Origin of the sequence: Mycobacterium gastri (genome assembly GCF_002102175.1) — a bacterium.
GTDB lineage: Bacteria > Actinomycetota > Actinomycetes > Mycobacteriales > Mycobacteriaceae > Mycobacterium > Mycobacterium gastri.
On sequence record NZ_LQOX01000047.1, the window covers coordinates 1 to 24,685 of the forward strand.

Consider the following 24,685-nt stretch of genomic DNA (forward strand, 5'->3'; position numbering starts at 1 on the left):
CCCGCCGGCCCCGCCGGGCCCGCCGATTACGCCGGTCCCGCCGGCGCCACCGACTCCGCCGGTCGCGAACAGCCCGCCCATCCCGCCGGGTCCGCCCGCCCCGCCTTTGCCGCCGCCGAACCCTCCGAGTCCGCCGGCCCCGCCGGTGGCGAACAGCCCGCCGTCGCCGCCGGCCCCGCCGGCCCCGCCGCCGGCGCCGCCGGGACCGAACAGCAGCCCCCCGGTCCCGCCGTGCCCGCCGGTTCCCCCAACCGCCGCCGCTGAGCCGCCGGTCCCGCCGGCACCGCCGATCCCGAACAATCCCGCCGGCCCACCGTTACCGCCCGCCATGCCGGGCGCGCCCGACCCGCCGGCCCCGCCGTTGCCGATCAAGATCCCGCCGGCCCCGCCGTCGGCGCCGGTCCCCGGGGCGGCGTTGGCGCCGTTGCCGATGAGCGGGCGCCCCAATAGCGCCTGGGTGGGCGCGTTCAGTGCGTTGAGCAGATCCTGAAGTGGTGACACGTTGGCGGCCTCGGCGGACACATACTGTCCGGCCGCCGCGGTCAAGGCCTGCACGAACCGGTGATGAAACGCCGCCGCATGGGCACTCAGGACCTGATATGCCTGCCCGTGCGCCCCGAACAGCGCCGCGATGGCCGCCGAAACCTCATCGGCGCCGGCGGCCAGCAGCGCCGTCGTCGGCGTGGCCGCGGCGGCAGTGGCCGCGTCGATCGTCGAGCCGATAGTTGTCACATCCGTGGCCGCCGCGGACAGCGCTTGCGGCGTTGCGATCACAAACGACATTGGGCACCTCGTGTTTCGTCATGACCCCGATGAAGTCATGCCGACCAGCCGGCGCACTGCCGACTTCCGACCAGTCGGCATGAGCGAATTCTATGGCCGTCTGCCGCGGAAGGTCCCACGGTTTGCCCGATGTCTTGGATGTCTTGCGCGGATGATTTCCGGGCGTGCCGGTTGCCACCGATGGCGACGCGGTTTTCAGTTGGTGCCGCGTCGGGAGGGTGCCGCGAACAACGCATCGCGGTCCCCGGCGCGACGAGTTCGTTCGATGCCGGATCAATATAGGCTGTCGGGGTGGTTCCGCACGGCGGGTAGGACCGCTGACGCTGCCGGTACATGGTGTGGTCGTCGGGCTGGGCGTGCTGGTGGCCACGGTCATTTTCTTCGCCGAAGCCCGCCGCCGCGGTGCGGTGAATGACCAATCGCTGGTGGCGGTGACCGGAGCTCTGGTCGGCGGGGCAATCGGCATGCGGCTGTCCGGCTGGGCGGAACATGTTGATGTCCGGCTCAACCCAACCTTGTTGCAGGCCTGGGAATTTCGGTCGCGCAGTATCCTGGGTGGCCTCGTGGGCGCCTACGTGGGCGTGTTGATCGCCAAGCGGATCGGCGGCTACCGCGGCAAGACCGGGGATCTGTTCGCCCCGGCGGTCGCGCTGGGAATGGCGGTCGGTCGCATCGGTTGTCACCTCACCGAAGCTCCCGGCCGGTCGACCGGCCTGCCGTGGGGTGTGCACGCCGCTGCCAGCACGCCGAAATGCCCGGGTTGTCTCATCGGCGCCGCGATGCATCCGTCGTTCCTCTACGAGATCGGTTTTCAGCTGGCCGCGTTCGCCGTTCTGCTGTGGCTACGCAACCAGCTCACCCAACCGGGTGAGCTGTTCGTCCTCTACGTCGCGGGCTACGCGGTGTTTCGGTTCTTCGTCGAGTTCGTCCGGGCCAACGAAACCGTGTGGCTGGGTTTGACACGGCCGCAATGGTTTTTACTGCCCTCGTTCGTTCTCATCGCTATTCGGCTGGGCTACGGATACCGGCGTGGCCACTATGATCCACTGCTGCGTAGACAGGCACTGCCAGTATGACGAACCCGCCTCCGGGTTGGCCTCCGCCGGGCTATCCCTACAACGCGGACCAGCCCTACCCCGGCTGGCCTCCGCCACCTCGGAGGTCCGGTGGGGAGATCTTCGGGGCGACCCAGCACACCTGCATCCTGCTGGAGGACATCGCCCAGACGTGCAACCTGCGCTGCCCGACCTGCTTTACCGACTCATCGCCGGACCTGCGTCATGTCGTGGCGATCGGCGACGTGCTCGCCAATGTCGACCAGCGTCTCGAGCGGGAGAACGGCCGCCTTGATGTGCTGATGCTCAGCGGCGGCGAGCCCAGCCTGCATCCGCAATTGCCGGAGTTGCTGGCCGAACTGAGCGCGCGACCAATCACTCGAATATTGTTGAACTCCAACGGTATCCGTGTAGCCCAGGATGACGGACTGCTCGACCTGCTCACCGAGCACCGCGAGCGCTCCAAGGTGTACCTGCAATACGACGGGCTCGCGCAGGCCGCACATCGATACCATCGGGGCGGGGATCTTCGTCGGATCAAGCAAGACGCGTTGCGCCGGCTGTCCGAACGGGAGATCTTCACCACCTTGGTGATGACGGCCGCGCGGGGCGTCAATGACCACGAGATCGGCGATTTGGTTCGGCTTGCCCTACAAACACCCTATGCGGGCGGGGTCTGCATTCAACCCCAGTTCGTTTCGGGGCGTTCGGGATTCATTGACGCCGACAATCGGCTCACGCATACCGGTGTGCTCAGGAGGCTGGGGCCACAGACCAACGATCTGGTCACGTGGCGGGATCTGACCGCGCTACCGTGCTCGCACCCGCATTGTTGTTCGGTGGGGTACCTGCTGCGCGACGACGGCGGGCGGTGGCGCTCACTGGTGGCCTTGATCGGTCACGACAACCTCAAAGGCAAGCTGGGCCTGGTCGCAAACCGTATCGCCGACAGGGATATTCCCCGCGAGTTGCGGCTGGCGGTGCGTGAATCGCTGCTGGCGTTGCTCTCCGAACAGTCGTCGTTGTCGCACCCGCAGATGTCCGACGTGTGGCGTCTGATCTGCCAGAATTGCGACCTGGGCATGGCAACCCTGCTGACACTGGCCTCCAGCGCGCTGCCCGGGCGACGGCGCCAGCTGCGGCGGCTGCTGGGGGAGCGGGTGCTGCGTATCACGGTCAAACCGTTCATGGATATGTCGACGATGATCGAAGAGCGGCTGGTGCAATGCTGCGTGCATGTCGGCACGCGTTCGTCACAGGATCAGTGCGCCCCGTTCTGCGCGGTGCAGGCCCGGTCGCACGCCCGCCGGCTATTGCGGCGGCCATATTTTAGGCCGCCAGCACTTCCGATGCGGCGCGCTCCCCGGAGCGGATTGCGCCGTCAACCCATCCGCACATAGTGGCCGAGCTCTCGGTTCCGGCCCAGTGGATGCGGCCACACGGCGGACGCAGGGTGTAACCGAATTGGGTCAGCACACCGGTCGGAGCGTGACTGATCATCCCGCCGCCGGAATATCGTTCCAAAATCCAGTCCTGTTCGTGGAATTCGCGCGGCGCTCGCGCCTTGGCGCCGAACCGGTCGGCGAGTTCACCGATGACCACCGCTTTGCGCTCGGCCTCATCGAGCCGCGCCAGCCGACGCGCGGCAGGTCCCTCGGTGATGACACACATGATCCCCGGCATCGCGGTGTCCGTGCAGGCGTCGATGGTCAACGTGGCCGGGGAACCGGGCGCGGCCGACTGGCCGGACAAACCATCGGCACGCCAGAACGGCTCATCGTAGACGATCGAGATCTTGTAGATGGCGCCGCTTGGCATCCGATAATGCAGCAGCGCCCGGTCCACCGGAAGCACCGGCTCGTAGTCGATCGTGTTGGCGATTGCCAGCGGGATCGCCACGATTGCTCGCCGCGCGCGCACCGTAAGAGCATCCGAGCGGATCGTCACGCCGTCGCCGTCCTGGGCGATGAGCCGGACCGGCTGTGAAAAGTGCACCGTATCACCGAGTTCGGCGACCATCGGGCCGTAGATGGCACCCATCCCGCCTACCGGGCGGGCGTCCTGCGCGCCGCCCTTGCCCGAAATGACGAAGGTGGGACCACCCCCGGATGCCATCTGCAGCAGCACCCACAGCAACGACGTCTCCGATGCCGCGGAGGTGTAGGGCCCGGCCAGAGCCATGTCCAGCATGTCGCGGGCGGGCTTGGACACGGTGTTCTTGTCCAGCCATTGCCCCAAGCTGATGCGGTCCCATTCGGCGGCCCGCTTTGCCTCCCAAGGGGCTTCGCGTGGAATCGACTTGCACATCTTCTCTACTGCGGCCAGACCAAGGCCAAGGTTGGTGACCGCCCACGGGCTCATCGTCCACGGGATGGTGCCGCCGTAGCGATGCTTTTTGCCGCCGACGACCATCATGGCCTCGCCGTCGTTGTACTGCTTGTATTCGGGCACCCCGAACTCCGCCATCAGGGCGTAGATGCGGTCCTGGCCAGGTCCGATCCATGCTCCGCCGCGATCGATCCATACCCCGTCGTCGCGGGTCACGGTGTAGGTGCGACCGCCGGCCCGGTCACGGGCTTCCAGCAATACCACCGAAGCACCGGCTCGGTGTAACCGCAGCGCCGCCGTCAAACCGGCGAACCCGGCACCCACTACGCAGAAGTCGACATCCGCCACGATTTGCTCCTCGATTGATGTGCCGCTGGCCAGCAAACTACACTGATCGCGGCCTTTCGGCGGTCGAATTCGGGTGGGTGCAACGGCTCGAACGACAAGCCCGGCGGAAAACGTCTGGCTCGGATCAGTGCGGGAGTAGGCGTTGTTTCTGCTCGGTGACTTCGTCCTCGGTGAGGATTCCCGAATCGCGCAGGGACGCAAACCACGCAGCTCCGCGGCAATGCTCGTGATCGGCCCGGTTGCCGTACTGGCTACCGGCGATATCGGATCTCGCCTGACCGCGCCGACCCGCTCACGCCTGCTCCCGTTGCCGGCACAGGCCATCGCTCGCCCGGCCATGCCGGCCAAGGCCATTTGGCTGAACACTTTGCCGGCGCCACCGCCGGAGACTTCTACAGTCGCGTACCCTCGCGCCGGGCTGGTGGCAGGCAATGCGACTGCGAGAGAGCAGATCTCGGGTGCGGCCGTTGTCCAGGTCGGCGTCACCGACGGCCCGGCTATCGAAATCGCTTCGCCCAGACCGGCCGGAACCGCCGACCCGCCCAGATCCGTGATGGGTGCCGACGGCACGGGCGCGGTCCCCGGAAACGACTCGATTCCGGCCCACCCACTGACGATGTCATCGGTGTGGACACCAATCTGATAACCGACTATGTCGTAGGGAAGTCCGGTAATCCCGACAATCGAGTCGAAACCAAGTCCCGCGGCCCCTATTTCCGGGTCGACTAACAGGCCACTAAAGACTGGGAGCGCTAACCCGGCCCGCCGTATTGCCACACCAGGCTGTGATCGCCGGTCATGGTCGGGTTGCACCACATCGTCCGGCCGTTGGCGTCCTGGGTGGTCGCGTGCAGCACGGTTCAGGAATCACCGGGAGACGGCGCCTGGGCCGCGGCGATGCCACCCCCGCCGACCGCGATCGGCGAGAACCCCGTCACGGTGGTCCATGCGACAAACCGCCATCTGCTCAACTGAAACCTCCTCAGCACGGCAGAACTCCACGGTATCCGCACCCGCGGCGGCCGGTAAAGAATTGGCTACCCGGATGAACCCACGCGGCTAGAACACGTTCTAATCTGAGACACCATGGGATTCCTCAAACCCGAACTGCCTCAGGTCGACATTCCCGAATGGAGCAAGGGCACTCGCAGCGAGAAGATCCGCCCGATGGCCCGCCATTGGGCCGAGGTCGGCTTCGGCACACCGGTGGCGCTGCACCTGTTCTACGTCGTCAAGGTCGGCCTCTACGTCCTGGGCGGCTGGCTGGTGGTGCTCAGCACGAAGGGGATTGACGGGTTCACCAACGTCAGGTCGTGGTACTCGGAGCCGATCGTCTTCGAGAAGGTCGTGCTCTACACGATGCTGTTCGAGGTGATCGGATTGGGTTGCGGCTTCGGACCGTTGAACAACCGGTTCTTCCCGCCGCTGGGGTCGATCCTGTACTGGTTGCGGCCCAACACCATTCGGCTGCCTCCTTGGCCGGGTAGGGTCCCGCTGACCAGGGGCACGGCGCGGGCTCCAGTGGATGTGCTGCTATATGGGGCGCTGTTGGTGATGACGCTGTGGGCGTTGTTCTCCGACGGCACCGGTCCCGTCCCGGAGTTGGGCACCAAGGTCGGGTTGTTACCGGTGTGGCAGATCTGGGCCATCCTGGCGATCCTGGCCGTCGCCGGATTGCGCGACAAGGTAATTTTTCTGGCCGCCCGCGGTGAGGTCTACGGCTCACTGACTGTCACGTTCCTGTTCAGCGGTGCCGACCTGATCGTCGCCGCAAAACTGGTGTTTCTGGTGATTTGGACGGGGGCGGCGACGTCGAAGCTCAACAAGCACTTCCCGTTCGTGATCTCCACCATGATGTCCAACAACCCGCTGATCCGGCCGCGGTTCATCAAGCGGATGTTCTTCGAGAAGTTCCCCGACGACCTGCGGCCCGGACGATTGTCGCGGATCATCGCCCACGTCAGCACCTTCATCGAGATGGCGGTGCCGGTGGTGCTGTTCTTCGCGCACGGCGGCTGGCCGACCGCGGTGGCGGCGTTCGTGATGGTGTGCTTCCACCTGGGCATCCTGACGGCGATTCCGATGGGAGTGCCGTTGGAGTGGAACGTCTTCATGATCTTCGGCGTCCTGTCGCTGTTCGTCGGCCACGCCCGCCTCGGTCTGACCGACGTGGAAAACCCTGTGCCGGTTGCGATTCTGTTCGCCGTGGTGGCCGGCACCGTCGTCCTGGGCAATTTGTTCCCGCGCAAGATCTCGTTTCTGCCCGGCATGCGCTACTACGCCGGCAACTGGGACACCACGCTATGGTGCATCAAGCCGTCGGCTAGCGAGAAGATCGGCAAGGGCATCGTCGCGATCGCCAGCATGCCGGCCGCGCAGCTGGAGCGTTTCTACGGCAAGGACAAGGCGCAAATCCCGATGTATCTCGGATATGCGTTCCGTGCCATGAACACTCACGGCCGGGCGCTGTTCACGCTGGCGCACCGGGCCATGGCCGGGCAGAACGAAGACGACTACGTCATCACCGACGGCGAGCGGATCTGCAGCACCGCTATCGGGTGGAATTTCGGCGACGGGCATATGCACAACGAGCAACTGATCGCCGCGATGCAGCAGCGCTGCCACTTCGAGCCGGGCGAGGTGCGGATCGTCCTGCTCGACGCGCAACCCATCCACACGCAGACCCAGGCCTACCGGTTGGTGGATGCGGCGACCGGTGAGTTCGAACGCGGCTACGTGCTGGTCGCCGACATGGTGACCCGGCAGCCCTGGGCCGACGACCTGCCGGTCCACGTGCTGTCGGAATAGGTGCGCCGAGCGTGACGCCACTGCGAGAATCCGAGCCGAAACTCGCAGTGACGTCACGCTGGCGAGAAACGCTAGGCCTCGGCCCGGACCTGCTGCGCGGCGGCGACCATGTTGCGCAATGATGTGCTGACCTCGTCGGCGCTGCGGGTCTTCAGCCCGCAATCGGGATTGACCCAGAGTCGCTGCGCCGGAACCGCTTTCAGCGCGGCACGCAGCGACTCGGCCATCTCTTCGGTGCTCGGCACCCGCGGCGAGTGAATGTCGTAGACACCCGGGCCCACACTGTTGGCGAAGCCGGCCGCATTCAGGTCGTCGAGCACCTCCATGTGTGAGCGCGCAGCTTCGATCGACGTCACATCCGCATCCAGATCAGCAATCGCGCCGATGATTTCACCGAATTCGGAATAGCACAGATGGGTGTGGATCTGGGTCGAGTCGGCTACACCGGAGGTCGCTAGCCGGAAAGCGCCTACGGCCCAACGCAAGTACTCGTCCTGCTCGGCGCGACGCAGCGGCAGCAGCTCACGTAGCGCGGGCTCGTCGACCTGGATGACCGCAATGCCGGCGGCCTGCAGATCCACGGTCTCGTCCCGGATGGCCAGCGCCACCTGGTACGCGGTGTCGGCCAGCGGTTGGTCGTCACGCACGAACGACCACGCCAGGATCGTCACCGGGCCGGTTAGCATGCCCTTGACCGGCTTGTCGGTCAACGACTGCGCGTAGGTGATCCAGTCGACCGTCATCGGGTGCGGCCGTGACACGTCGCCGTAGAGGATCGGCGGGCGCACGCAGCGGCTGCCGTAGGACTGCACCCAGCCGTTCTCGGTGGCGAAGAAACCCTCCAGCTGCTCGGCGAAGTACTGCACCATGTCGTTGCGCTCGGGCTCACCGTGCACCAGCACATCCAGCCCGAGCTGCTCCTGCAGGGCGATGACGTCGGCGATCTCGGCTTTCATCCGGCGGACGTACTCGGCGTGGTCGATCTCGCCGGCCCGCAACTCCTGACGCGCCTTACGGATCGCCGAGGTCTGCGGGTAGGAGCCGATCGTGGTGGTCGGCAGCACCGGCAGGTGCAGCCGCGCGTCCTGACCGGCGCGACGGGCGGCCGCCTTGCCCCGGTGGGCACCGGAGGCGACGATCGAGTCGATGCGGGCCCGGACCTGTCCGTTGTGCAGGCGGGGGTCCCGCTTCCGCGACGCCACCGCCGCGTTGGAAGCCGCGATCTCTTCGGCTACCGCGTCGCGTCCGTCGCGCAGTGCCCGCGCGAGCACGACGACTTCGGCCACCTTTTCCGCGCCGAATGCCAGCCAGCTGCGCAGGTTGTCGTCCAGGTCGGTTTCGGACTCCAGCGAATACGGCACGTGCATGGTGGAGCACGACGTCGAAACGACAACCGTGGCAACAGATCCCAGCAGGGTTGCCAGCCGGCTCAGCGCCGCCTCCAGGTCGGTGCGCCAGACGTTGCGCCCGTCGACGACGCCGGCCACCAGCGTCTTGCCGGCCAGCTCGGGCACCCCGGCGACCGCGGTGCGCGCTCCGGCCACCAGGTCCACACCGATGGCTTCCACCGGCGTGCGGGCCAGCGCCGGCAGCGCGGCGCCGGGATCGCCGAAATAGGTGGCGACGTGGATGGCCGGCCGGTTGCTCAGCGACCCCAGCGCGGTGTACATCCGCTCGGCCAGCGCCGGCGCGTCGGGACAGATGTCGGTCACCAGTGCTGGCTCGTCGAGTTGTACCCACTGGGCGCCCTCGCCGGCCAGCAGCGACAGCAGTTCGGAGTAGACCGGAACCAGGTCCTGCAGTCGGTCGATGGGTGGGGCGGCACCATCGACGGCCTTGCTCAGCAGCAGGAAGGTGACCGGCCCGATGATCACCGGACGCGCCGGAATGCCAAGCTGCTGAGCCTCTTTCAGCTCGGCGAGCACCTTGTCCGGGTGCAGTGTGAACGTGGTCGACGGCCCGATCTCGGGCACCAGGTAGTGGTAGTTGGTGTCGAACCACTTGGTCATTTCCAGCGGCGCTACCTCGGCATTGCCGCGCGCGGCGGCGAAGTAGCGGTCCAGCTCGTCGGGGATAGCGCTCACCCGGGCCGGCAGCGCACCGAGCAGCACCGCGGTGTCGAGCATCTGGTCGTAGTAGGAGAAGGTGTTGATCGGCACCGAGTCCAGGCCCGCCGCGGCCAGCGAGGTCCAGGTGTCTCGGCGCAAGGTGGCGGCGACGGACTCCAACTCTGATCGGCCGGTGCGTCCGGCCCAGTAGCCCTCGGTCGCGCGCTTGAGTTCACGGCGCGGGCCGATGCGGGGGGAGCCGGTGATGGTTGCGGTGAACTTCTGAAAATTACGTGCGGTCACGGCGTGTCCTTATACTCGACGGTGTGGTCACCGCCCGCGGACGTACAGCCGAATCAGGTTGCGGCGCAACACCGCAACCCGGTACGGCCAAACGCCCACTCCACGAGGCGATGACCCGCCGGACGCGGCGCGCCCGGCACAGCTGGCAGGTCTTCGGACTCGCAGGCGCGCACCCGCGGTAGGTGCTCCTAGTGGCCGTCGCTTCCCAGTCATGCGACCAGTGCTGTTGACGGCGGTCGTTCCTGCATACCGCTGCGGGACAGTTCCGGACTCTCACCGGATTCCCTCTCGCCAGGCATCGCTAAATGCCTCGCTCGATGCCGACGCCGCGGGATGCGACGGCGGCAGACCAGCTGCGTGGTCCAGATTACGTCAGCCGGCAACCCTGCCGCGAGCGGCTAGGGCATCGGCACGCGGCCCATGATCAGGTCGAGGATCGGTTTGCCCGGCGGGTAGGCGCCGGTGAGCGAGGCCATCGTGTGCCCGTAGTCCACCAATAACGTGATGCCGCTGATCCCGAAGGCTGCCGCGCTGTTGAGGAACGCCATCACGTCGCCCATCTGCTCCGGGGTGTGCACCTTGGCGCCGGTCTCGTCGCGGTAGTCCTGCGCGTAGGTGAGCCAGAGGTCCGCGTTGGCCTGGGCCAATGGGGTGTCGGTGGGTCCCGGGCAGATGGCGTTGATCCGTATTCCCTTCTTCATCAGGGGATAGGCCTGCATCGCCACGTAGGCGTTGATCGCCTTCTTGCTGAAGCCGTAGTGGATGATGCCCTCGGCCTCGTGCGCGGCAACCCAGTCCTGAGCCCCCGCGTAGTCGGGCGTGGCCAGGAACTCCTGCAACCGGGGCAGGTCGTTCTCCCACCCCATGCCGGCGACCGAGGAGATGAAACAGATGCCCGAGCCGGACGGAAGCTGGTCGTTGTCCAGCAGACGCTGGATCAGATGTCGATGGCCGATGAAGTTGATCTTCATCAGGTCCGGGCCTTCGGCCACCCCGGCTGCGGAGAACACCGCATGAACCGGTCCACCGAGTTGCCCGATCGCGGCGTCGATGGACGCGGGGTCTCGCAGGTCGACCTGCAGTGCCTGGGCGACGTCATAGTTCACCGGCGCGTAGTCCAGCACGGTGACGTCGGCGCCGAGCTCGGTTGCCGCCCTGGCCGCCGCGGCGCCCATACCCGTCGCGCCGCCGACAACCAACGCCCGCTTGCCGTCGTAGCGCAACCGGTCCAAAACAGTCATGGAAATCCCTTCCCGCGGGCCCTACGTACTCGCCGTTTACCTGCCCCACTCTAGGGAGAACATATTTTTGGTTCAATACCCTTCGCTGCGCACCGCGGCGCCGCGTAACACCGTGTCACGGGCATGAATCAGCGCGACACGCGGGCCGACGGCGCGAAGGATGTTCTCCGGTATCCACTGCAGGGCGATGACCGATCGCGCCAGCATCGCCAGGGACGGGGTCTCGATCCGGATCTCGTCCGAGCGGAACCCTTCGGAGAGTAGCGATTTCAGCTGACGCAGCCGGGTGGCATATAGCCATCCCGGGTTGGGGGTATTGGGCGGCGACTGCCGCATCCAGGCGAGCTGAATCCGGAATTCATCGGAAAACTGATCCAGCGCATTGATGTTGATCCAACTCAGCGCGTCCAGCTTTTCGATCGGCGTCGCATCCGAGCGAAGCACGCTGACCCAGCCGGCCTCGACCTTCTGGCCGAAGGACCGCATGATCGAAGCCAGGAGTTCGTCCTTGGATCCGATCACCCGATAGACCGTGCCGGTACCCAGGCCGGCCGCAGATGCGATGTCCCTGATCGTGGTGACTTCATATCCCCTGCGCCCGAACTCGGTTCGGGCGACCGCCCGCACCCGGGCCGCTTTATCGCCTGGGTCGGCGTCCTTGTCGTCCGTCCACGTCGCGATGGCGTCGTTGGCCGCCGCCAACGCCTTGGATCCATCCAGTGCCGAGTCGTCAGGTGGGCGAGTTGCCAAACCCTGCAGGATGATTCGGCACATCAGCCGGGCGACCTGGTCGGCCGACGCGTTGTGCCGGATGACATCGAGCCCCACCTGCAGCATCGTTTGACATATGCGGTCGGCCAATATCGGAAGGTCCATTTCCGGTTTGACGTAGCCGCTCCACCTGGCGGCGCGCAGCGTCTGCAGCATCGCCTCCTGCAGCGCCGCGGGCCGCTGCTGGGTGAGCTTCATCAGTTCGGGATCCGCGCTAGGTCCCTCATAGAACGACATCTGCAGGGCCGCTTGGTGCGCTACGGCACAGTTGGCGATCGCCGATCCCAACTCGGTGATCTTCTCGGCCACCGGCCGCGAGTCCGGTTCGTCCAATTTCTGCTGCGCGGTTAGGCCGACGCGATTCAGATCGTTTTGATAACGGCGGATCAATTCGATCAGGATCGCCTCTTTGGACTCGAAATGATGGTAGAGGCTGCCCGGCAGAATGCCTGCCGCGTCGGCGATTTCCTGCAGCGACGTGCGCAATCCCGACGACGCGATCAACGATGCCGCGGTCTGCAGAATCTCGGCCCGGCGCGTCCCGGAGTCGTCGACGGCTTCGTCGGGGCGATCGACCGGCTGGCGGCCTTTTGCCAAAGCGTTGGCCTTTGCCATAGCTAGCGGGACGCACGTCCGGAGGACCGCGGCTTGGCAGACAGCGGCTTGGCAGACATATGCACTCGCCCTCCCGCCGAACCAAATCTTTGTTAAAGACTATCAGACCGCGGGCCGGTCAACGCCCTGCTAAGCGTGGTTGACAGCCGATTCTAAAACGGGTCGTTGCGGGCGCCGCGGATTGGCATCGTGCGGCTCGCGCGAAGCCCCACCGTTTCGGCCCGGCGCGCGACGCAAGTCCGCCGGGAGCGCTAAGCCGACCGCACGGCGACGTGGCCCGACTGCCGGCTGCTTATACCTGATTGAAAGGAGGCGTCGAGCGCATTGACAGGAAGGTTTGGTGCGAAAGCGCTGATTTTCTGCTTTACACCGCCTCACCATTCGGCCGTGGCGCATTCGGCCGTGGCGCACATAGTCGCAATAGGTGACTGTTGCTGCAGGTGAGTGTCGTAGTGGAGGCAGTTGGCGGGAATGGATGTCAAAGCCGTTAATGCGGCCGGCGGTTTGGGGTTTGGCATGATTCCTGAGTTTGCGTGGTTGCCGCCGGAGATCAACTCGGCACGGATTTTCGCCGGTGCGGGATCGGGTCCGCTGTGCACGGCGGCTTCGGCGTGGGAGAGCCTGGCTGCGGATCTGCGGGCGCGAATCCGGCGCAGTCGCGGCCCAGCGTGATACCGCGGACCGGGATCGGATAGGCCCGGATCGGGACGGCCGAGCGTGACTGCCATCCGGGAGAGGGTGCGGCCGGGGCCGATTCGAACCGTCGCGACACGTCAGTGTCGGCGGCGATTGGCCGGCAGCGGCGGCCGAGAAACAGCACGCCGCCGTCGCCGACGACGTCAGGATTCGTTAGGTGAGCAGGTGGCTACCTGAGCAACGGAGTTGGTTGTCACACGGGAGCTTGCCCCGTCAAAGCCGGATTGGCCTACCAGCTTCCCGCCCGAACCGCCAGTGCCGCCAGCGCCAGGCGAATGCCCGGTCCCGCCGTTACCGCCGTTGCCGCCGTTGCCGATCATCGAGGCGTTGCCGCCGTTACCGCCGGTTCCGCCGTTGACGTAGCCGCCGCCGCCGTTACCGCCGTTGCCGCCGTCGCCGATCAGTGCGGCATTGCCGCCGTTGCCGCCTGCTCCGCCGTTGCCGCTCAACCCGTTTCCGCCCCCGCCGCCGGCGCCGCCCGATCCGAAGAAATGGCCCGCGTTGCCGCCGGCCCCACCGTTACCGCCGTTGGCGACGCCCTGGCCACCGGCGCCGCCGACGCCGCCATTGCCCGAAAGCCAGGCTCCGCTGCCGCCGTCGCCGCCGTTACCACCGTTGGTGGTGCCGCCCACTCCGCCGGTCCCGCCATTGCCGCCGTCACCGGCGAGCCAGCCGGCGTTGCCGCCCGCGCCACCGCTACCTCCGTTGTTGTTGCCGTACCCGCCGGTGCCGCCGTCGCCGCCGTTTCCGGAGAGCAAACCGGCATTGCCGCCGGCCCCACCGTTACCCCCGTTGTTGACGGCGCCGGCGCCGCCGGTTCCGCCGTCGCCACCATTACCGGAAAGCCACCCGCCGTTGCCTCCGGATCCACCCTGGCCGCCCGAGCCGTACATTCCCGCACCTCCGCCGGCTCCTCCGGCGCCCCCCGATCCGGCAAGCCACGCGTTGCCGCCGGCCCCGCCGGCACCTCCGTTTCCCACACCGGACCCGCCGGCACCGCCGGCCCCTCCGGTGCCGAAAAGTCCGCCGGTTCCACCGGTTCCGCCGGCACCGCCGGTGCCGTTCATCGACATCCCACCGGCCCCGCCGGCGCCGCCGGAGCCGAACAGCCCGCCGGACCCGCCGGCCCCACCGGCCCCGGCGGTGCCGTTCACGGCATTTCCACCGGCGCCGCCGGCGCCGCCGGAGCCGAATATCCCACTGTCACCACCGTTGCCCCCAGCATGGCCGGGCGCACCTGATCCGCCGTTACCGCCGTTTCCCCAGAGAATGCCACCGTCCCCGCCGTTTTGCCCCGTCCCGGGAGCCCCGTTGGCGCCGTTGCCAATCAGCGGCCGCCCGAACAAATACTCGGTCGGTTCGTTGATGACATGCAGGACATTTCGCTCGGCGTTCTCCAGCTCGGTGGTCGCATACTTGATGGCGCTACCGTTGAGGGCATCCACAAACTGCTGGTGAAGCCACGCAGCGTCCTGACTGAACGTTCGCCAGACTTGCGAGTGCTCAGAAAATAGCGCTGCGATCGCGGCCGACACATCGTCGGCGCCTGCGGGAAGTATTTCCGTGGTAGCCGTGGCGGCAGCGGCATTGGCCTCGCCGAGCGAGGATCTGATTGCCGCCAAGTCGGTTGCGGCGGCCTGCAGCGCCTCCGGCGCCGTGGACACAAATGACATAGAGATCTCCTAATCGCACTGAGCGCTTGTCGGGTAACCACTTGCTCCCGGACTGCACGCGCCCTATCCCCTCCGTGCAATTGGGTCTCAGCAGATTAGCACCGCCGCCGCTCGGGTGCAGCACCTCTTTTGGACGGGCGTCATTCAGAGTCCCTGGCATAACCTATATTTCGGTCAGGAACCGACCTTGAACGACGCGGGGGGTGTCGTCGTGAACGAGGGCCCACACCTTCGATGCGGTGTCGACTGGTGACGTCATGGCTTTGCTCAGCGAATTCCGTCGGCCCCGATGAGTGACGCGGATCGCGTATCATTTCGTTTGGCTGCCAATCTAATTCAGGTGACTGCTAAGTAAGTTGTCGAATCTTGAGGGCCATTGCCGCTGACTTGGCGCCAGCGTCGCCGGCTCTCGGCGTGGTAGGGCAATTCAGAGGACAGCCAGGTGCCGTGCAGGGCACCCGGTATCTGCGAAATAGTGCTAGCAGACTACGAATTCGTAAGCTCCGGCTACGTAAGCGTAGCCAAACAAAACAGTTGACAAGGCGTATGGTTTGTGGGAGCTTTTGTCCGGCTGAAGATCCCGGTTCAGCTGCGGTTCCCGACGACCGCGATGTGACAGCGGACAACCGTCCGCATTGAAAAGGCTGGATTCACTGGATGACTCGGATACTTGTTCACGGATTCTAACTGCTTTGTGTTGCGCGCGAATTAGTGCGGCCTCCGCCCCAGTTGGAATGTCGTTCTGTTTCAGCGCCGTTCAGCACCGCTTGGCTTGATCGTGCGGTAGCCCCTTCAGATCAGGGAACGACGAGCGCACCGTCCGCCGCCGCTGACGAGTTCGAGTCAGTATGGTGCGCAACGAATATCAGTGTGCCTGCGCTCGGGTGAACGGTCCTGCCGGCTCCTCGACGAAGGCCGCCACTGCCAGTCATGTCGTGACAGTTCGGTCACGGCATCCTGGTCTAGGCCAGTGCCGTGGACCGGGCAGACGTGAATTACCGGAGATTTCTAGCAGTGCGTCCGAGCCGCGATGCGGCGGAAGGGTTGTGGTTGAGATGATTTTGGACTTTGCTTGGTTGCCGCCAGAAGTCAATTCGGCGCGAATCTTTGCCGGTTGCGGGTCGGCCCCGCTGCTGAGAGCGGCGTCGGCCTGGCTGAGCCTGGCAGCGGATTTGCGGGCAGCGGCAGCGTCGTTTGATTCGGTGGTGACCCGATTGGTGACCGGGCAGTGGTCGGGTCCGGCATCGACGTCGATGGCGGCTGCGGCGGCACCATTTGTGGGCTGGCTGAGTGGGGCGGCCGGGGAGGCGGAGTTGACCGCCGGTCAGGCTCGGGTTGCGGCCACAGCGTTTGAAGCGGCTCTGTCGGCGACGGTGCATCCGGCGGCGGTGACGGCCAATCGGGTGAGGTTGCTGTCGTTGGTGGCGACGAACTTCTTGGCTCAGAACACACCGGCGATTGCAGCTACGGAGTTCGACTATCAGGAGATGTGGGCGCAGGATGTAGCCGCGATGGCGGGGTATCACTCCGGCGCGGCATCGGTGGCATCGACGATGACGCCATTTAGTCCGCCGCTGTCCAATCCTGGATTGGCCGGGCTGGCGTTGCAAGCTGCCTTGGGCGTGCCGGCGATGGTTTCGTCGGCGGCGGCGCCGGCGCAGGATCTCGTGGCGATCGCTTCAAACGCCGGGTCGGGGCTGGGTTCGTTGCTGTTGTCGGGTGCGCCCTTGTTGATGTATCCGCTCAGCATGGCGATGTCGCCGGTGATGAGTTTGATGAGCAACGCGGCGCGCCCGAGCGGAGTGGCCGGTGCAGTTGCCGGTGCAGTTGCCAGTGGGCTGCCGGCGGACGTTCCGAAGTTGGTGACGGCTCCTCATGCTGAAATCACGTCATTGGGCGGCGGAGGACTGGGCTCGGCGTTGTCGGCGGACTTGGGTAACGCTCGGATGGTTGGGGGCATGTCGGTTCCGCCGACTTGGCAGGGGTCTGTGCCGGCTCCGATGGCCAGTTCGGCGATGTCGGGCTTGGGTGCAGCCGGTATCCCTACCCCGGCGGCGCTGACAGGGGAGCCAAGTTCGCCAGGCATGCCGATGATGCCGATGCCGAGTGGTACCGGTGGCGCTGGGATGCCCGCCGGGATGATAGGCCGCGGCGGGGCTAGCCCCAGTGCCCCGCAGTCTCGGTCCGGCGTGATACCGGTAACCGGCATCGGATAGTGACTGGGACGGCGCTGGTCTCGTGCCCCGAGTTGTAATACGCAACTGCGGCTCCCATCTGCCAGACCAATCTCCACGGGTTCGGGATGGCTCGCTGTGCCCGCCTGTGAGCGACAACTTCGTTGCGCACCTTGGCGTGTCGCTGAGAGCGGTCATGGGGCTGCGCCCGATGTGGGGAGATGGAAATCGCGTGCCGGTGGGGTTGGGTCGGCGGCTGACGGCGTCGAGTGTACCGTGGGGGTTTTCGAGTGTGTGTCTATGGCATCGACATTGCATCCAGGGCGGCAATCGGGCAATTCTTCCGCCCTGGACGCACGCTCGACGCCGTGGACGCACGCTCGAAACGGCGGCAGGACAGCCGATTCGGTGAGCACATGAGAAATCTCCCGAATGCCCCGCCATCACAAGAGATTTGAGCGCAGGTGCGGTATTGGCGTGTCGCTGCAAGGTGGGCAAATGTTGCGTCCTGCAAGTTGGACTGGACTAGCGGGTGGAAGTCCCGCCCCGGTAGGCACCGGAGCGCCGGGTAGCAGGCCCCGGTTCGTCGTCGAGAGGCGGCGGGCTAAGTGGGGTGTCGGAAGCCTCTTTGGAGGGAGCAAGTGTGCGGGCCGTAGCGTCACCCGACGCGAGTCCTGCAGCCTCGTCACACTCACGATGGAGGAGCCGAGCCGCTCATATCACGGTGAAGGCCTATGTCTGTCGAGCCCTGGTCCGGGGTCAGCTCGGCGGGTCCTTCCGGGGTACGGGGAGCGGCACGTGCACACAGTTCAGTCGGGAACAGGAGAGACCCGTCTGCCTGGCCTGCGTCGGGCAAAGACCAAGGGTATAAGCCGATGGTGAAAGTCCTTGGAGGGCAGCGGGAGTCCGAGGGGGTCATAGTACCGCTGATCGGCGTGAGCAACGCGCCGGGAGGGAAGGGCCCTTGCTTTGATCACGCGCGCGAAGCGAGTAAGTACGAGGGCATGACCGGGTCAGCCCGGTCCAATTCCCCCGGCAAGCCATTGCTTGCCGTAGTCGATGACGAGCCATTGAGCTCGTCGGGGACGAAAGTACGACAACTGCAACGGGCGCTATGGGCTGCGGCCAAGCAGTCTTCGGGTCGGCGTTTCCATGCCCTGTATGACCGTATCTATAGGGGTGACGTCCTGTGGGAGGCGTGGTTTCGCGTGTGTAAGAACAAGGGCGCGGCTGGGGTGGATCGGATCACCGTGGCCGCGGTGGAGGACTACGGCGTGGACCGCATGTTGCGTGAGTTGCGCCGTGACCTTCGTGCAGGGACATACCGTCCGGCGCCGGCGCGTCGGGTGGAGATCCCCAAACCACAGGGTGGTAAGCGGCCGTTGGGGATTCCCACGGTGCGAGACCGGGTGGCTCAAGCGGCGGCCAAGATCGTGTTGGAACCGATTTTCGAGGCGGACTTTGTGTCGTGCTCATATGGGTTTCGGCCGAAACGGTCGGCGACGATGGCCAAAGAGCGGCTACGCCGTGGGTTCATCGAGGGCTACCAGTTTGTGGTCGAGTTCGATATCGCCAATTTCTTCGGCGAGATCGACCACGAGCGGCTACTCACCGAGGTGGGTAGGCGAGTCTCGGATCGGCGGGTGCTCAAACTGCTGCGCTTGTGGCTGCAAGCAGGGGTGATGGTTGAGGGTGCGCTGCAGCGGACGGTCGCGGGCACACCGCAGGGCGGGGTGATCTCGCCGCTGTTGGCCAACATCTTCTTGCATGTGCTCGCCAACGGATTCCCACCCTTTACGGGGGTCCCCAACACAGATAAGGGGGATGGGGAAACAGGCCCTCACTGCGGGTACTGCGCCCCTGACTACCAATGGCAGACCGGTTGGCGCAGGGGCCGATGTGAAAGATGTGGTTGCCGAGCCCAGGACTCCGCTGAGCGGTGACCAGATCGGCGCCGTCTTAAGTCGTCTTACTGTAAGTAGCGACGCCGAGCCGCGCGCAGACGCTGAAGATCTCTTCGAAAATCGACCCGGGCACGGTGAACGGCCCGGTGACCGACACTTCCGGCCAGTGGGCCGCGATGTCCTCGGCGGTTGGTTCGCCGTCAGCACCGGCCGACCAGCCCTGACCCAGGCCGACGAACACCCGCGCGAAGCGCCCGGCGCAGGCCGAGTAGTTGTGATGGGTGACCTGGCAGGCGCGACTGGCCAAATAGACCACGATCGGTACCACCAGCTCGGGCCTGATCACCTTCAAAAAGCCGATCTGCTCAAGGGCTTTCGGATCGCCCACGGTTTCGGTCACCATCCGCGAAAAACCGAACGGCAGCACGGTGTTGGCAAGGATGCCATGCTGGGCGCCTTCGATCGCGATCACGTTCGTCAATCCGACCAGCCCCGCCTTGGCCGCGGCGTAGTGGGCTTCCAACGGTTGGCCGAACATCCCGCCCGAGGACGAGACGAAGACGAACCGGCCATAGCCGCGGGACTTCATCACCCGGTACGCAGGCTGGCTCACAAAGAATCCGCCGTCGAGGTGCACGCTGAGCATCCGGCGCCAGTCGTCGGCGGAAAGCTCCTCGAACGCAATGCTATTGAAGATGCCGGCATTGCTCACCACGACGTCGAGCCGGCCGAAGTGCTCAACGGCTGCCCGCACTATCGCCTCGCCGCCCTGCGGACTGGCCACCGAGTCATGCGAAGCCACCGCGAGGCCACCCGCCCGCTGGATCTCGGTAACGACCTGGTCGGCGACGCTGGAGTCGGAGCCGTCGCCGTGCATGGTCGCGCCAACGTCGTTGACCACCACCGCGGCACCGCGGCGGGCCAACTAGAGTGCGTAGAGCCGGCCGAGTCCCCGGCCGGCGCCGGTGACGATCGCGACCTGGTCGGTGAAATCGATCACCGGCAGCCCTCCGTTCGTGGCTGCGCAAGGCGCGCACCGATTTCGGTGAGATAGCGGTCGGGTCCACCCAGAAATGCGCTCCAGCTCAGCAGCCGTTTGAGATACAGGTGAGCGTCGTGCTCCCAGGTGTAGCCGATACCGCCGAAAACCTGGATCGCCGTGTCGGCGACGGTGGCCAGCCGCCCGGCGAACGCCTTGGCCCGCAGCGCGCACAGGTGTCGCTCGTCGGCGTCGTCAAGCAGGGCATCCGAGGCCCACAATGCGTGGATCACCCCGCTGCGGGCCAGCTCGACCGTCTCGTACATGTCGACGCACAGCTGCTGGATCGCCTGGAACGAGCCGATGGCCCGGCCGAATTGCTTTCGCACCTTTGCGTATTCGACGGCCATATCCATGACGGCGCGGGCCGTGCCGAGCGCATCGGCGGCCATGGCGATCAGCACGTCGTCGACGACCGCCGCAACGGCGGGCGGCGACGGGATGGCCAGCCGGCGTGCCGTCACACCGTCGAGCTCGACCCGAAACGTCTTGCGGGTCTGGTCGATACCACGCTCGGGTGTCACCGAAACGCCGGGGGACGCGGTGTCGACCGCGAAAAGCTCGGTACTGTACTGGTTTTGAGCGAAAACCAACAGCACGTGGGCGGCCGCGGCGTCGGGAACCGATGCCAGCTCACCGTTGAGCGCCGTGCCGTCTGCTGTCGGCAGGGTCTTCATGTCCAACGGGCCGACGGTGGCGATCGTGGTCCCTTCGGCTATCCCGGTGAGGATCTCGGCCGCCGCCACGCCTCCGGCGGCGCACCGGCTCAGCGTCCGCGTCGCCGCGACCGCAGTGGACAACCAGGGTCCCGGGTGCAGGGCGGCGCCGAGTTCCTCGGCGACGATCCCGGCCTCGACCATCGTCATGCCGGCGCCGCCATATTCCGGTGGCACCAACAAACCGGTTGCGCCCAGCTCGGCCAGGCCATGCCACGTCGCCTCGGTGCTGCCGGTCGGGTCGTCGAGCAGCGTGCGCACGTGTCCCGAAATGGGCGCCTTCTCGGCAAGAAAGCGTCGCACGGTGTCACGCAGCGCAACCTGCTCCTCGGAAAGTTCCAGGTTCATCAACGCGGCAACCCCAGCACGCGGTGCGCGGTGATGTTGGTGTTGATCTGCGTGGTGCCGCCGGCGATGGTCAGCGAACGCGACGTCAGCCGGTAGTCGGCCCACCGGCTCGCCTGCGGGCCCAGCACATCGAAAGCCAGCGCGGCCAGATCCTGGCCGATCTCGCCCCATACCGTCTTGGCCAGGCTGGCCGACCCGAGCGCAGTGATTTCCGAGCCGCCGTGCAGGGTAGCCGAAATCGAACGCTGGCACAGCACCTCGAGATACTTGATCCGCACCGCGATCTCACCCAGGCGCCGCAACGTCACCGGGTCGCCTCCCACGCCGAACGCGGCGAAGTCGGTCACCAGCTCCTCCAGCCGCACCTGCAGCTCGGCGTACAGTCGCGCCGCTCCGGCGCGCTCGTGGCTCAGCGTGGTGGTGGCGACCTGCCAGCCCGCGTTGAGCGGACCCAACAGCGCGTCGCCCGGCACCACCACATCGTGGAAGAACACCTCGGCGAAGTCGGTGTCGCCGTTGAGCGTGACCAGTGGCCGAACCTCGATACCCGGCAGCCTCAGATCGACGATCAGGCAGGAGATGCCCTGGTGTTTCGGCGCCTCGGGATCGGTGCGGACATACAGCTGGCACCAGTCGGCGCGATGCCCGAGCGAGGTCCAGATCTTCTGTCCGTTGACCACGAAGTTGTCGCCGTCGCGGACCGCGCGGGTCCGCAGCGCGGCGAGATCGGATCCCGCGTCGGGCTCCGACATGCCCTGGCACCAGATGTCGTCGGCGCGCATCATCCGGGGCAGCAGTGTGGTCTTCTGGGCTTCGGTGCCGTATTGCATGATCGCCGGGGCGATGTTGTTCATGCCGATGACGTTGAGCGGCAAGGGGGCACGGGCCCGGGTGGTTTCCTCGGTGTAGACCAGCTGCTCGAGCACGGTGGCGCCCCGGCCGCCATACTCGCGAGGCCAGGAGACGGCCGCCCAGCCGGCGTCGGCCAGGGTGGCGTTCCAGGCGTGCAACATGTCGAATACCGCATCGCTGCGCGGGGACCGACGGGCGGTAATCAATTCGTCGGTCAGATTCGCCGAGAGCCAGGTGCGCAGCTCGTTGCGGAACTGCTCCACGTCCGCCGGGTATGAGAAGTCCACGTGCGTGTGTCGACCTCGCGATTGACTGCCTGTCAAGCCGCACTCTACGTTGGAACAGATATTTGGTCAACACGATCAACCAGGACGAAGCTCTTGACTGGCGACCAGCACAACACCGATCGGCTGCCGCGACTGGGCATCGTGGCCTCGGCCATCGCGGCCCGCACGGTGCGGGTTGCCCCGGCCGGCACCGGTGAGCCGGCGTGGACTGATGGCCGCACGATCTTTGTCGACGCCGGCCTACCGGGACGCGATCAGCTTGCGTCGCTGGCCGTACAGGCGTCGCTGCTGGCGGCGGGAAGTCTCGAACCGGATGTGGTCCGCGCGCTCGTCCGGCGCCCAGCGGTGGCCAGGCGATATCTCACGGTGGAAGGGCACCGGGCGCTGGCGGCCAACGAATACTGGTTGCCGGCGCCGACGCGTGGGTTGATCGACCACGACACCGCCGCTCGCACCGATTCGCCGACCGCCTCGCTGGCTGCCGCGCTGAGCCCGCACCCCATCGCCGGCGCGCCGGCTAGCTTCGGCGCTATCCACGCCCGGAAGCTGTTGGCGCAGTTGGCAACGCACAGAGATGCGCCGACGACCGGTGAGCATGGTCGCCAAGCCGGCCGGGCACCAGCCGACCTCGACGACGATCCCGCCGACCAGCAGGACGTCGTCTCCAGCCCGATCGGCACCGGGGGAGCGCTAGGCCGGTTGCTGCGCCGCATGCTGCGCCCGGTGCGCCGGCTCGGGGACAGCGGTCAGCCGGGGGCCGACGCTCCCGCCCGTGCGACCCGGTCAGGGATCCGGTCCGTGCGCGGGGTGTTGTCGACGGCACCGGCCGGATTGCTCGACCAACGCGCCACCGGACCAAACGGGACCGCAGCGGCGTTTACCTACCCCGAGTGGGATGTCTACCGTCGGCGCTATCGGCCGAACTGGTGCACGGTGCGCGAAATGCCGGCGGTCCTCGGCGACACCTCGTTTCCAGATCCCCTGGACGGGTGCGCATTACGCCGATCTCTGGCCCGCATCGGTCTGGGGCCGGACTGGTTTCGCCGGCAGCTGCACGGCGAGGACATCGACATCGACGCCGCGGTTGAGGCACGCGTCGACGCGGTGGCCGGTGCGTCGCCCAATGACGCGATCTACCTCGATCGCCTGCGCCGGCGACGCGATCTTGCCGCGCTGCTGCTGCTGGACATCTCGGGTTCGGTCGCCGAGCCGGGGGCGACCGGAAAGACCGTGCACGAACTGCAGCGGGCCGTCGCCGCAGCACTCGCCGTTGCCTTTCATGATCTCGGAGATCGGTTGGCGCTTTATGCATTTCACTCGCAGGGGCGAACGGCCGTGCAGCTGGTGCCGGTCAAGCGTTTCGACGATGCGCTGGATGCCCCCGCGCTGCGAAGGCTCGGGGGCCTGGTGCCCGGCGCGTATTCGAGGCTGGGTGCAGCGATCCGGCACGGTGCGGCCGTGCTGGAATCCGGTGGCGGCACGACGCGGCGGCTGCTGGTCGTGGTGTCCGACGGGCTGGCCTACGACCACGGCTACGAACGCGCGTATGGGGCGGCGGACTCCCGTCGAGCGCTGGCCGAAGCCCGCGGCCGCGGCACCGGCTGTGTCTGCCTGGCCGTCGGGGCTAGCACCGATCCCGAGGAACTGGAGCGGGTGTTCGGCAGCGCGGCGCTGGCCGCCATCGCTGAGCCCGAACAGCTGCGGCGGGTGGCCGAGCCGCTGTTCCGCGCGGCCCTGCGCTCGGCCGAGGTCCGAAAGCCAGTGGACAGTTGAGCCAAATATCTGTTCCGGGCTACGCTGCGGCCATGCCAGGCGACGGCAGTGGCGGCGGGACACCACCGGCGGCCCGCCCCTTTTACGTGTCGGTGGGTAACGAGGAGCAGGTCTTCAAGGCCGCTTTCCGGCAAGGCCTCTCGGTGCTGCTCAAAGGACCCACCGGGTGCGGCAAGACGAGGTTCCTGGAAGCCATGGCGCACGATGTGCAGCGTCCGCTGATTACGGTGGCCTGCCACGACGACCTCACCACCGCGGATCTGGTCGGCCGGTTCTTGCTGCGCGGTGGGGAAACGGAGTGGGTCGACGGCCCGCTCACCCGCGCCGTGCGCGAGGGCGCCATCTGCTACCTCGACGAGGTCGTCGAGGCGCGCCAGGACACCACCGTCGTGCTGCACCCGCTGGCCGATCATCGACGCCAGCTTCCGATCGAACGCCTGGGCGTGACACTGGCCGCCGCACCCGGTTTTTGCCTGGTGGTGTCCTACAACCCCGGGTACCAAAGCGTCCTCAAGGATCTCAAGGACTCCACCCGGCAGCGCCTGGTGGCCATCGAATTCGGCTTTCCCGCAGCCGATGTCGAGGAAAAGATCGTCGCTCACGAGGCCGGCGTCGGCTCTGAGGTGGCCGCCGAGTTGGTGCGTTTGGCCCAAGCGATCCGGCGGCTGGAAAACCGCGGATTGCGTGAGGTGGCATCGACCAGGGTGCTCATCGCCGCGGGCCGGCTGATCGCCGAGGGGCTGAGCACCCGGGAGGCGGCCCGCGCCGCCGTCGCCGGCCCGTTGACCGACGACATTCACACCGGTAACGGCCTATCGGAGCTGATCGATGTCTACCTGTCCGACACCTAGGAGGGCTCTGAACAACGGGGCGTGATGGGGCGGGAAGAACGCCGACAAGGCCGTTTCTTCGGCAGTAGGTCA

17 protein-coding genes, 2 pseudogenes and 1 riboswitch are annotated in these 24,685 nt (G+C 66.5%); of the genes and pseudogenes, 10 read left to right on the forward strand and 9 right to left on the reverse strand.

Going from position 1 to position 24,685, the window contains the following annotated elements; translation table 11 throughout:
* On the reverse strand, positions 1-783 hold a 783-nt coding region (locus AWC07_RS03175), incomplete at its 3' end, for a PE family protein (protein ID WP_139829512.1).
* A gap of 278 nt (positions 784-1,061) precedes the next feature.
* Between AWC07_RS03175 and AWC07_RS03180 the strand changes: the two genes are divergently transcribed.
* Together AWC07_RS03180 and AWC07_RS03185 are read left to right on the forward strand one after the other, a co-directional pair.
* A complete protein-coding gene (locus tag AWC07_RS03180; protein ID WP_036416045.1) occupies positions 1,062-1,859 on the forward strand; it encodes a prolipoprotein diacylglyceryl transferase in 798 nt (265 codons plus the stop codon).
* Positions 1,856-3,238 carry a radical SAM protein gene (locus AWC07_RS03185; protein ID WP_244187462.1) on the forward strand — a complete coding sequence of 461 codons (1,383 nt, stop codon included), beginning with the start codon at positions 1,856-1,858 and terminating at the stop codon, positions 3,236-3,238. Before AWC07_RS03180 ends, AWC07_RS03185 begins: the two co-directional genes overlap by 4 nt.
* On the opposite strand, the gene AWC07_RS03190 is transcribed toward AWC07_RS03185, so the two are convergent.
* Positions 3,168-4,514, reverse strand: a complete 1,347-nt coding sequence (locus AWC07_RS03190; protein ID WP_051507941.1) for a flavin monoamine oxidase family protein — start codon at positions 4,512-4,514, stop codon at positions 3,168-3,170. The genes AWC07_RS03185 and AWC07_RS03190 overlap by 71 nt on opposite strands.
* 142 nt (positions 4,515-4,656) lie before the next feature.
* On the opposite strand from AWC07_RS03190, the gene AWC07_RS29475 reads away from it, so the two are divergent.
* The 3 genes from AWC07_RS29475 to AWC07_RS03205 all read left to right on the forward strand — a co-directional run bounded on the left by AWC07_RS29475 (position 4,657) and on the right by AWC07_RS03205 (position 7,322).
* Positions 4,657-5,157, forward strand: coding sequence for a hypothetical protein (locus tag AWC07_RS29475; protein ID WP_036412407.1), 501 nt, complete (start codon positions 4,657-4,659; stop codon positions 5,155-5,157).
* Between the two features lie 155 nt (positions 5,158-5,312).
* A complete protein-coding gene (locus tag AWC07_RS27400) occupies positions 5,313-5,489 on the forward strand; it encodes a hypothetical protein (RefSeq protein ID WP_167380006.1) in 177 nt (58 codons plus the stop codon).
* A 111-nt stretch (positions 5,490-5,600) separates the two neighbouring features.
* Entirely contained in the window at positions 5,601-7,322 is a 1,722-nt protein-coding gene (locus AWC07_RS03205; protein WP_036412410.1) for a DUF3556 domain-containing protein, read from the forward strand.
* Between the two features lie 71 nt (positions 7,323-7,393).
* Here AWC07_RS03205 and metE read toward each other — a convergent pair whose 3' ends face one another.
* From metE to AWC07_RS03220, 3 genes are all read right to left on the reverse strand, one after another.
* Positions 7,394-9,673, reverse strand: a complete 2,280-nt coding sequence (gene metE / locus AWC07_RS03210) for a 5-methyltetrahydropteroyltriglutamate--homocysteine S-methyltransferase (RefSeq protein ID WP_036412411.1) — start codon at positions 9,671-9,673, stop codon at positions 7,394-7,396.
* Between the two features lie 127 nt (positions 9,674-9,800).
* Positions 9,801-10,013: riboswitch (cobalamin riboswitch) on the reverse strand.
* Between the two features lie 58 nt (positions 10,014-10,071).
* Positions 10,072-10,914 (reverse strand): SDR family oxidoreductase, encoded by an 843-nt coding sequence (locus AWC07_RS03215; RefSeq protein ID WP_036412413.1) that lies wholly within the window; start codon positions 10,912-10,914, stop codon positions 10,072-10,074.
* A gap of 72 nt (positions 10,915-10,986) precedes the next feature.
* Positions 10,987-12,300, reverse strand: a complete 1,314-nt coding sequence (locus AWC07_RS03220) for a TetR/AcrR family transcriptional regulator (protein WP_036412416.1) — start codon at positions 12,298-12,300, stop codon at positions 10,987-10,989.
* Between the two features lie 516 nt (positions 12,301-12,816).
* Here AWC07_RS03220 and AWC07_RS03225 point away from each other — a divergent pair.
* A pseudogene (locus tag AWC07_RS03225) lies at positions 12,817-12,942 on the forward strand (PPE domain-containing protein); the annotation flags it as partial.
* A 197-nt stretch (positions 12,943-13,139) separates the two neighbouring features.
* Here AWC07_RS03225 and AWC07_RS03230 read toward each other — a convergent pair.
* The gene (locus AWC07_RS03230; protein WP_051507940.1) at positions 13,140-14,669 is read right to left on the reverse strand and encodes a PE family protein; all 1,530 of its coding nucleotides are present in this window, start codon (positions 14,667-14,669) and stop codon (positions 13,140-13,142) included.
* 1,055 nt (positions 14,670-15,724) lie between these two features.
* Between AWC07_RS03230 and AWC07_RS03235 the strand changes: the two genes are divergently transcribed.
* Complete coding sequence (locus AWC07_RS03235) at positions 15,725-16,885, forward strand: PPE family protein (protein WP_085104951.1); 1,161 nt, start codon at positions 15,725-15,727, stop codon at positions 16,883-16,885.
* Between the two features lie 962 nt (positions 16,886-17,847).
* Positions 17,848-18,786, forward strand: coding sequence for a reverse transcriptase domain-containing protein (locus AWC07_RS03240; RefSeq protein ID WP_084293670.1), 939 nt, complete (start codon positions 17,848-17,850; stop codon positions 18,784-18,786).
* A gap of 16 nt (positions 18,787-18,802) precedes the next feature.
* Here the strand turns inward: AWC07_RS03240 and AWC07_RS03245 are convergent.
* The 3 genes and pseudogenes from AWC07_RS03245 to AWC07_RS03255 all read right to left on the reverse strand — a co-directional run bounded on the left by AWC07_RS03245 (position 18,803) and on the right by AWC07_RS03255 (position 21,989).
* Positions 18,803-19,747: pseudogene (locus AWC07_RS03245) on the reverse strand (SDR family NAD(P)-dependent oxidoreductase).
* Positions 19,744-20,850, reverse strand: coding sequence for an acyl-CoA dehydrogenase family protein (locus AWC07_RS03250; RefSeq protein WP_036417213.1), 1,107 nt, complete (start codon positions 20,848-20,850; stop codon positions 19,744-19,746). The pseudogene AWC07_RS03245 and the gene AWC07_RS03250 overlap by 4 nt, the downstream one beginning before the upstream one ends.
* Positions 20,850-21,989, reverse strand: coding sequence for an acyl-CoA dehydrogenase family protein (locus tag AWC07_RS03255; protein WP_036417211.1), 1,140 nt, complete (start codon positions 21,987-21,989; stop codon positions 20,850-20,852). The genes AWC07_RS03250 and AWC07_RS03255 overlap by 1 nt, the downstream gene beginning before the upstream one ends.
* A 93-nt stretch (positions 21,990-22,082) precedes the next feature.
* On the opposite strand from AWC07_RS03255, the gene AWC07_RS03260 reads away from it, so the two are divergent.
* Both AWC07_RS03260 and AWC07_RS03265 read left to right on the forward strand, forming a co-directional pair.
* Positions 22,083-23,762, forward strand: a complete 1,680-nt coding sequence (locus AWC07_RS03260) for a nitric oxide reductase activation protein NorD (RefSeq protein WP_036417209.1) — start codon at positions 22,083-22,085, stop codon at positions 23,760-23,762.
* 32 nt (positions 23,763-23,794) lie between these two features.
* On the forward strand, positions 23,795-24,613 hold the full coding sequence (locus AWC07_RS03265) for a CbbQ/NirQ/NorQ/GpvN family protein (protein ID WP_036417207.1): 819 nt from the start codon (positions 23,795-23,797) through the stop codon (positions 24,611-24,613).
* Positions 24,614-24,685 lie beyond the last annotated feature (72 nt).